This window comes from Caballeronia sp. AZ7_KS35 (assembly GCF_023631045.1).
Classification (GTDB): domain Bacteria; phylum Pseudomonadota; class Gammaproteobacteria; order Burkholderiales; family Burkholderiaceae; genus Caballeronia; species Caballeronia zhejiangensis.
The window spans coordinates 1-8,901 of the sequence record NZ_JALQDV010000044.1 but is presented as its reverse complement, the minus strand read 5'-3'; the positions used below and the strand labels follow the sequence as shown (position 1 = coordinate 8,901).

Annotated in this window: 9 protein-coding genes and 1 pseudogene; 8 read left to right on the top strand and 2 right to left on the bottom strand. The window is 62.3% G+C overall.

Going from position 1 to position 8,901, the window contains the following annotated elements:
* The 3 genes and pseudogenes from NCT05_RS27975 to NCT05_RS27965 all read left to right on the top strand — a co-directional run.
* Positions 1–108: pseudogene (locus NCT05_RS27975) on the top strand (electron transfer flavoprotein subunit alpha/FixB family protein); the annotation flags it as partial.
* Positions 109–110: 2 nt separating this feature from the next.
* Positions 111–635, top strand: coding sequence for a DUF2889 domain-containing protein (locus NCT05_RS27970; protein ID WP_175981697.1), 525 nt, complete (start codon positions 111–113; stop codon positions 633–635).
* 82 nt (positions 636–717) lie between these two features.
* Positions 718–2,190 carry a mechanosensitive ion channel domain-containing protein gene (locus NCT05_RS27965; RefSeq protein WP_250503680.1) on the top strand — a complete coding sequence of 491 codons (1,473 nt, stop codon included), beginning with the start codon at positions 718–720 and terminating at the stop codon, positions 2,188–2,190.
* Between the two features lie 9 nt (positions 2,191–2,199).
* Here the strand turns inward: NCT05_RS27965 and flhC are convergent, their stop codons facing one another.
* Both flhC and flhD read right to left on the bottom strand, forming a co-directional pair.
* Complete coding sequence (gene flhC / locus NCT05_RS27960; RefSeq protein ID WP_250503681.1) at positions 2,200–2,808, bottom strand: flagellar transcriptional regulator FlhC; 609 nt, start codon at positions 2,806–2,808, stop codon at positions 2,200–2,202.
* A 22-nt stretch (positions 2,809–2,830) separates the two neighbouring features.
* Positions 2,831–3,148, bottom strand: a complete 318-nt coding sequence (flhD, locus tag NCT05_RS27955; RefSeq protein ID WP_008346874.1) for a flagellar transcriptional regulator FlhD — start codon at positions 3,146–3,148, stop codon at positions 2,831–2,833.
* A gap of 305 nt (positions 3,149–3,453) precedes the next feature.
* On the opposite strand from flhD, the gene NCT05_RS27950 reads away from it, so the two are divergent.
* From NCT05_RS27950 to NCT05_RS27930, 5 genes are all read left to right on the top strand, one after another.
* The gene (locus NCT05_RS27950; RefSeq protein ID WP_008346873.1) at positions 3,454–4,338 is read left to right on the top strand and encodes a LysR substrate-binding domain-containing protein; all 885 of its coding nucleotides are present in this window, start codon (positions 3,454–3,456) and stop codon (positions 4,336–4,338) included.
* A 138-nt stretch (positions 4,339–4,476) separates the two neighbouring features.
* On the top strand, positions 4,477–5,718 hold the full coding sequence (locus tag NCT05_RS27945) for a CaiB/BaiF CoA transferase family protein (RefSeq protein WP_175981521.1): 1,242 nt from the start codon (positions 4,477–4,479) through the stop codon (positions 5,716–5,718).
* Positions 5,715–6,491 (top strand): enoyl-CoA hydratase-related protein, encoded by a 777-nt coding sequence (locus tag NCT05_RS27940; protein ID WP_250437355.1) that lies wholly within the window; start codon positions 5,715–5,717, stop codon positions 6,489–6,491. Before NCT05_RS27945 ends, NCT05_RS27940 begins: the two co-directional genes overlap by 4 nt.
* Before the next feature lie 30 nt (positions 6,492–6,521).
* The gene (locus NCT05_RS27935) at positions 6,522–7,343 is read left to right on the top strand and encodes an enoyl-CoA hydratase-related protein (protein WP_250437353.1); all 822 of its coding nucleotides are present in this window, start codon (positions 6,522–6,524) and stop codon (positions 7,341–7,343) included.
* A gap of 63 nt (positions 7,344–7,406) precedes the next feature.
* A complete protein-coding gene (locus tag NCT05_RS27930) occupies positions 7,407–8,780 on the top strand; it encodes an MFS transporter (RefSeq protein WP_250503679.1) in 1,374 nt (457 codons plus the stop codon).
* The last annotated feature ends 121 nt before the right edge of the window (positions 8,781–8,901 follow it).

Below are 8,901 nucleotides of genomic sequence, written 5' to 3'. Positions count from 1 at the left end.
ATCGTCGCGATCAACAAAGACCCCGAAGCGCCGATCTTCAGCGTCGCCGATTACGGTCTCGTCGGCGATCTGTTCTCCGTCGTGCCGGATCTCGCGAGCACGCTGTGACGATGGATCGCGTGCCGCTGCACACGCGCCAGATCACGCTGCAAGGCTTCAGACGCGCGGATGGCCTCTACGACATCGAAGGCCATCTGCGCGACACGAAGTCATACGATCGCGATTCCCATGGCGTGATCGTCAAGGCGGGCGATCCGGTACACGAGATGATGCTGCGCATGACCATCGGCGTCGATTTCGTCATCCGCGAGGCGAAGGCCGAATCGATCATCGTGCCGTATGTCGGCCATTGCGAAACGATCGCGCCCGACTATCGCAAGCTCGAAGGCATGAAGCTCGCGCCGGGCTTCATGCGCGAAATCAGAAACCTGTTCGGCGGCTTGCGCGGCTGCACGCATCTGACTGAACTCATCGGCGCGGTGGCCACCGCCGCATTTCAGACGATGAGCGAGGAAATCAACGCGAGCGGCACCATGCGGCCGTTCCAGCTCGACGGCTGTCACGCGCTTCGTACGGATGGTCCGCTCGTGAAGGCATTTCATCCGAAGTGGTACGAGGCGCCGAAGCGCCTGTGACGCATCGGCGTGCGAGCCGTGGCTAGCGCGCGTTGCCAGCAAATGTGTATTCTCTCGAAGTCGTTCCTCGAGAGGAGCATCCGTGAAATACCCCTTGCTTCTGGGCTTCGGCATCGTCGCAATCGACGTGATCGTATGGCGCGCGCGATTGCCCGACAACGACCTGGCCCGGCTCTTCATACGGCTCGCGCTCTTTTTTCTGTTGAGCTGGGTACTCTTTTCGTCGGGTCTGAGTCCGTTCACGCAGGCGCCGTTCGCCGACGTCGTCGAATTGCACTGGGCGGGGCAAATTCTCGAAATCATCTGGTGGTTGATGGGCGCGCGCCTGCTCACGCTCTCACTCGACACGCTGCTGCTTCCACGCGCCTGGAGAAAACAGCGGCTGTTCTCGGACGTTTTCGGTGCCGTGGTGTTTCTCGCGGCGGCCGTGGCGGCGCTTGGCTTCGTGCTCGAACTGCCGGTACGCGGCCTCGTTGCGACATCGGGCGCACTGGCGATCGTGCTGGGCCTCGCTATCCAGAGCACGCTCAGCGATGTATTCGCGGGCATCGTCATCAACACGACGGAACCCTACGCGATAGGTGACTGGGTGACGATCGACGACGTCGAGGGCAAGGTCGTCGAGATGAACTGGCGCGCGACACATCTGTTGACGGGGCAAGGCAATACGCTCATCGTCCCTAACGCTGTCGCGGCGAAGGCGAAAATCACCAATAACAGCAGACCGGGCGACGTCCACGGCATATCGATCGTCCTCGAGATCGAACCCGAGGCGCGGCCGAAGAACGTGCTGGACGGACTCGGGCGCGCGCTTACCGGTTGTAATCTGATTCTCGCGACGCCGGCCCCATACGCGCGCATGAAGCGCACGACGACGAACTCGGTCCAGTATGAAGTGGTGGCCTTCGTCGACGACATGAACAAAAAGCTCGCCGTATGCAACGAGCTCTTCGACCTCTGCTACCGCCATCTCACCGCGGCTGGCGTGGCATGGCGCGCGCTGGGCGTAGCGGCGCCCGCGCTTGCATCGAGAGATGAAAAAGAAGCCTTGTTAAGACGCGTCGACTTGTTCGACAGCCTTTCAGGCGAGGAAATAACGCGGCTCGCGAAGCGTTTGTCGCGACACGAATATCAGGCGAATCATCAGATCCTGGCGCCCGACACCGTGCCCGATAGCTTGTCGATCGTGCATTCGGGCGTGCTCTCGGTCGCGGTCGTCGAAGCGGCAGGCGCTCGCGAGGTTGCTCGCATCGGGCCGGGCGAAGCATTCGGGGAAGCGGGCTTGCTCGCCGGAATCGCGATGCAAGTATCGATCTCGACGCTCACGCCATCGGTTCTATTTCAGCTGGCCAAGGACGACATGACGTCGTTTCTCAAAGATCATCCGGAAGTAGCGAAGCAAATGTGCGAGCTTCTGGCGTATCGGCAGGATAAGCTCGGCAAGCTCGCGACTCCGATGCCCGCCGAGCACGAACAAGGCCACTCGCTGTTCCAGTGGTTGATCGGGAAAGTATGGAACGCGCATTCGCTGAATCACGACTCCCGAAGCGATTGAGCATACGGCTCAAGCTGCTTCAGCGGAGATGGGTCGCGCGGCCGGATCGATCACATTCTCGGCAGTCACCGACGCAAAAGCCTGAACGGCCGCGCGTGCCGCCGCTTTCCTCGTCTTGCCCGCACGCGACGGCGGCTGGCAGGCGCCGCACACGACGCCGTGCTGCAAGTCATGCTTGTGCGCGACGAACTTGCCGGTGCAGCGGCAGCAGGGCGTCAATTGCAGCATCTCCGCCTCGAAGAAACGCACGAGCGTCCAGGCGCGCGTCAGGTCGAGCACCGGTTCGGCGTCGTTGCGCGTGCAGTGCTCCAGATACAGCCGATATCCTTTGGTCAGCGCATCGAGGTGCGAGCAGCTCGCTTCGTTCTTGAGGAACAGATAAGTGTTGAAGAATAGCGACGCGTGAATGTTCGAAAGCCACGGCATGTACCAGTCCGCGGAGAAAGGCAGCATTCCCTTTGGTGGCGACACGCCTCGCACTTCACGATAAAGACGGATGAGACGTTCGCGCGAGAGCGTGAGTTCGCTTTCGAGGACCTGCATGCGCGCACCGAGTTCGATGAGCGCGACTGCGCGAAACACCTCTTGCGCTTCTTCGGTCAGGCTTTTCTTTGCAATGAGGTTCATGGAGGACGGCGCCTTAGATCAGCAGTTTGACGGGTTGGCCTGCCAATAGAACGGCAGCATGCGTCGAAGCGATGTCGGCGTGCTTCGGAGGTTGCGTCAGCGCGGAGAGCAGCATGTGATCGTTGAAGCGGAACGCGCATAACAGCTGATCGGAAGAGGCGAGCTTCACGACTTGGGGCAGCGAGAGGCTCATCAGCAGATCGGCAACCTCGGCGGATAGCCCGAGGCGAAACATGCCGATCGCGCGGTCCTCGCGCAAGATTCGCTGCGCCAGGATGAGATAGGAAAGATTGATCTCTCGAATGCTTTCTTGGATTTCGAAGGTGCTCATCTTTTTAGGCCTTGATGTCTCCAAGGCTTTCGTTGCCTTCAATGATTTCAGTCTAGGCGCGCGTCTCCACCGGATCAATCGTCAGAAGATTGATTTTAATTAATCGATTAGCAACACCGTTAAAGGATTGTTATCCCGTTCTCCGGGAACGGAATATGCGCTGCGGGGCGGCCTTGTCGGGACAGGAAAGCGGCTTTGCCACGATGATCGAGCGGCAGTCGATACTGGCGGCGAGTGGCCGCCTACCAACCTCCCTTCGACCATTTTCGCGCCACAATCCCGACATGCTTCCACACGGACAGGCTATGGAACGTCGCGCACTGCTTCCCCCGTTGAATCCGACCCGGGCGTTCGAGGCGACCGGACGCCTGCTGAGTATTTCCAAGGCCGCCGACGAATTGGCCGTGACGCCCGCCGCCGTCAGCCGGCAGGTACGCACGCTCGAAGCCTATCTGGGCGTCGATCTGTTCGAGCGTGTGAAAGGACGGCTTGAGCTGACCTCGGCGGGTGCGCGGTATCTGGCGGAGTTGATGCCGCTCTTCGCAGCGCTGCGCGAAGCCACCGACAGTCTGCGTTCGTCGGAACGGCGCGCCCGCGTGCTCAAGATCCGCTCGCCCGCCACATTCGCGGTGCGCTGGCTGATTCCGCGTCTCGCGAGCTTTCATCGGCTGCATGAAAACATCGACGTGCAACTGACGACATCACCGGCTCCGCTCAATTTCGCGCGTGAGGATATCGACGCCGGCATTCAGCTAGGCGACGGCAAGTGGCCCGGTCTGCGCGTGCAACGTCTGATCGCGAACGAACTGGTGCCTGTCGCCGCGCCGTCGAGACAGGTCAAGGCGCGCTCGCAGTTACAGGGCGAAACGCTTCTGCACACGCTCGCACGCCCTGAAGACTGGACCTTGTGGCTGAAGGCTGCGGGCCTTCCATTGAGCGGGCGACGCCGCGAGATGCGCTACGAAACGTCGCTGCTCGCGTATCAGGCAGCGATCGAAGGGCACGGCGTCGCGATCGCGCAGAAGGCGCTGGTGCGCAGCGAACTCGAAAGCGGTCTGCTCGTCGCTCCGTTTTCGTTCGAGCTGGACCGCGGCAATCACACGTACTACTTCGCGTGGCCGACGGCGCGTCCGCAATCCGATGCACTGAAGATTTTCCGCCGATGGCTGCACTCGTTGCTCAACGAATAGCGCTCACGAATCGCCGACCCTTTAACAAAAAGTCAAAGGCTCGTTTCTAAATTGTCGATTGTCCGGAAGGCCGGTGAGTACCTATTCTCGTCGGCATGATTCGTCGCAGTGACGAGTCACGAGACAGGACAATCACAAATGCCAAGAGACAGCCTCAACGGCGTGCGGGTGATCGATTTCTCGCATGTCCTCGCCGGTCCGGTCTGCTCGATGACGCTCGCCGATCTCGGCGCGCACGTCGTCAAGATCGAGCCGCCCGACGGCGAGATCGGGCGGCGCATCGGCCCGCCGTGGATCAGCGGTGAAAGCCCGGCCTTCATCAGCGTCAACCGCAACAAGTACAGCGTCGCGATCGATCTGAAAACCGACGCGGGGCGCGAAGCCGTTCGCCGCATGTTGCGCGAGGCCGACGTGCTCGTCGAAAACTTTCGGCCGGGCGTGATGGCATCGATGGGACTCGACTTCGACGCACTGCGTCAGTTGAATCCCCGGCTCGTCTACTGCTCGATCTCCGCCTTCGGTCAGACGGGCGCGAATCGCAAGCGGCCGGGCGTCGATGGCGTGATCCAGGCTGTCAGCGGTCTGATGAGCACGCTCGGCACGACGAACGCCGAGCCGCTGAAAGTCCCGATTCCCGTTGCCGACATGATGGGCGGCTATCTCGCATCGATCGCGATTCTCGGCGCGCTGCATCAGGTTCGCGCGGGCGGCGGTGCCCAGCATCTCGACGTGAGTCTCTACAACGCGACGCTGATGCTGCAGCAGATCGGCTTCGCTGCGTATTTCGCGTCCGGCCGCGAGCCGGAAAAAACCGGCAGCGCCGCGCCTTATGCATGCCCGAACGAAGCGTTCCCGACGCAGGACGGCTGGATGATGGTCGTCGCCTATCATCCGGAACGATGGCGCGCGCTGTGCGAGGTGCTCGCATCGTCCGCACTCGCAGCGGATCCGCGCTTCGCCACCAACGACGATCGCGTGCGCCATCGCAAGGCGCTGCATCACATGCTCGCGGCGCGTTTCGTCGAACGCCCGACCGCGGAGTGGATGGAACGGCTCGCAGCGCGGGACATTCTGTGTTCGCCCGTCGCAACCTACGGCGATGTCATCGAAACGGCGGAATACGCCGAATGCGGACTGGCGCAGACGATCGATCATCCGGTCGCGGGAATCATGCGTACGCACGGCTTCGCGCTCGGTCCATCCGACCGCGCAAGCGTGCCCGACGTGCCAGCGCCGCTGACGGGCCAGCACACGCTGCAGATGCTGGAGCGATACGGCTTCGCCCAAAGCGAGATCGCGGAACTGCTGAATGCGGGCGTGATCCGCCTGGGCCGCGCAACGCGCGAGACCTGCGATGAAGACCGCAAGGTGAGCGCATGAGCGCCGCGATCATACGGAGCGAACGACGCGGCCAGGTCGCGCTCGTGCGTCTCGCGTCGGATAACCCGCTCAATCCGCTGACCGACGCGTTGATGGATCAGCTCATCGACGTCCTGCTGCGCAATGAAGCCGATCCGCAAATTCACGCAATCGTTCTGACAGGGTCCGACAAGGCCTTCGCCGCCGGCGCCGACATCGTCGCGATGTCGAAGCTCGATTACGCGAGCGCATTCTCGGATGACTACATCGGACGAAGCTGGGACCGCATCCGCATGGCCCGCAAGCCGATCATCGCTGCGGTAGGCGGCTATGCGCTCGGCGGCGGCTGCGAACTGGCGATGATGTGCGACATCGTCATCGCCGCGGACGATGCGCTCTTCGGCCAGCCCGAAATCAAGCTCGGCATCGTGCCGGGCGCGGGCGGCACGCAGCGTCTGCCGCGCGCGGTGGGCAAATCGACCGCGATGCTCGCGTGCCTGACCGGCGAATCCTTCAACGCAAGCGAGGCATTGGCATATGGACTCGTGTCGATGGTCGTCGCTCGCGAGCGCTTGATCGACGAAGCGATGCGCGTCGGCGAGCAGATCGCGCGTCATTCGCTGCCGGTGATCGTCGCGATCAAGGAAGCCGTCAATCGTGCGTTCGAGTCCTCGCTGTCGGAAGGTCTGTTGTTCGAGCGAAGGCTATTTCATGCGGGCTTTGCGCTCGCCGATCAGAAAGAAGGCATGGCCGCGTTTCTCGAACGTCGTCAGGCCGCATTCCAGAACCGGTAGTTGCCGGCGAAACTATCAGGAGACTTTGTCGTGTCAGCTTATTCAAACGATTCGGGTTCGCTGGTCGAGTCATCCCTCGACGACGGCGTGCTCGTGCTCACGCTCAACAGCGCAAGCGACGGCAACGCGCTGAACGTCGCGATGACAGAGGCGCTGTCGGATGCGCTCGAAGAGATCAACGACCGGCGCGACGTGCATTGCGTCCTGCTGCGTTCGTCGTCGCGGCATTTCTGCACGGGTGGCAACGTGAAGGACATGCAAAGCGGCAGCGATCTGATGAGCGGCAGCGTCGAAGACGTGCGCGACCGCTTGCATCGCAGCTTGCACCGGATCACGCGCGCATTGAGCGGTCTCGATGTGCCTTCGGTATGCGCGGTCAATGGCGCCGCAGTCGGAGCGGGCTGCGATCTCGCGTTGATGTGCGATATCCGCGTGGCGAGCACGAAAGCCGTTTTCGCAGAGAGCTTCTTGCGGCTGGGACTTGTATCGGGCATCGGCGGATCGTGGTTTCTCGCGCGCATCGTCGGCTATGCGAAGGCGCTCGAACTGACGCTGACCAGCGAGTTCATCGATGCTGAAGCGGCACTCAAGCTCGGCATCGTCTCGAAGGTCGTGCCGGAGGATGCGCTCGACACCGAAGCGTTGTCGCTGGCGAAACGCATCGCGCACAGCCCGCCGACTGCACTGCGCATGGCGAAGCGGCTCGTGCGCGAAGCGGCCGATGCATCGCTTGAAACGACGCTCGAAATGGCGGCGAGCATGCAGGCCATTCTGTTGTGCGGCCGCGAGCACAAGGAGGCTGTCGACCGGTTTCTCGCGCAGCAAGCGGCGAAGAAGCGCACGCACATGTGATGCGCCTTACGGCCACTGCGTCGATCGCGCGGGGCCTCACGAACTGAATCACAGGAGACGACCATGTCCACGACTTCCGGCGCGCGACATTCAAAGCCCGGCATGCTGCGGATCATCGCGACATCGAGCCTCGGCACGATGCTCGAGTACTACGATTTCTTCGTCTACGTCGCGCTGACATCGACGCTGACGCACTTGTTCCTGCCATCGACGGATCGCACGGTCGCCGCGATGGCGGGCGTCGCCACGTTCGGCATCGCGTATGTCGCGCGGCCGCTCGGCACGATCATCTTCAGCCCGATGGCCGACCGCATCGGACGCAAGAAGACCTTCGTCATCACGCTCGCGATCATGGGTATCGCGACGGTGGGCATCGGCTGTCTGCCGACCTACGCGATGGCCGGCCTGCTTGCGCCGATCGGCCTCATCGCGCTGCGCGTGGTGCAGGGCATCGCGCTCGGCGGCGAATATGGCTCCGCGGTCGTCTACGTCATGGAGCATGCGCCCGCGGGCCGCAAAGGCATGGCGACGAGCGTGCTGCAAAGCACCGCGAGCCTCGGCCTTTTGCTCGCGCTCGCTATCGTGTCAGCGCTGAAGTTCGCGCTCGATGCAGCCGCATTCGAATCGTGGGGCTGGCGCGTCCCGTTCCTGATCTCGGCGCCGATCGTCGCGGTGGCGACATGGATCCGGCTGGGCATGAAGGAAACGCCCGTGTTCGCGGAGATGAAAGAGGCGGGCCGTCTGTCGAAATCGCCGCTGCAGGACACGTTGTCGAGCGCGACGTCGTGGAAGGCGATTCTCGTCGCGATGTTCGGCGCGCAAGGCGGAACGTCGGTATCGCTTTATACGTCGATCGTCTACATGCTGTACTTCCTGCAGAACGTGTTGAAGGTCGATCCGTCGCGCGCAAATCTCTGCCTTGGCGTCGCTATCGTCGTGGCCGCGCCGCTTTATCCGGCGTTCGGCCGTCTGTCCGATGCGATCGGCCGGGCGCGCGTGATGCTGATCGGCATCGTGCTCTGGATACTCGCAGCGTATCCGGCATTCGCGGGCATCAGGACGAATGCGCTCGCGGGCGGCTGGGTCACGGTGACGCTGCTCGTCGCGCTGCTCGCCGTGTTGACCGCGATGATCATGGCGCCGCTGCCCGCGTTCATCGCCGAATGTTTTCCACCGCAAAGCAGGACCACGGGCTTCGGATTGTCGCAACAACTCGGCAATGTGCTGTTCGGCGGGTTTCTTCCGCTCATCAGTCTTTCGCTCGTCAATCTCACGGGCAACCCGCTTGCGGGCGTCGGGTATTCGATCGTTTCGCTGTTGCCCTGCCTTGCCGTTACCTATTTTTGGGGACTGCGGCAGGATCGGCTCATTCGTCAGCGTCATTACGAAGTGCAGTGCGCGAGCCCTGCCGACACGGCTCAATTGCCGGTACGTTGAATCGGCGATGACACGAAGCGCGGGCTCGCGCGGCGCCGGCCCGCGGGGGGGAGGGGCGAGCGCCCAGAACCCCGTATTTCAACATCTCAGAATACACGAGACAATGATGAATGACATCGCG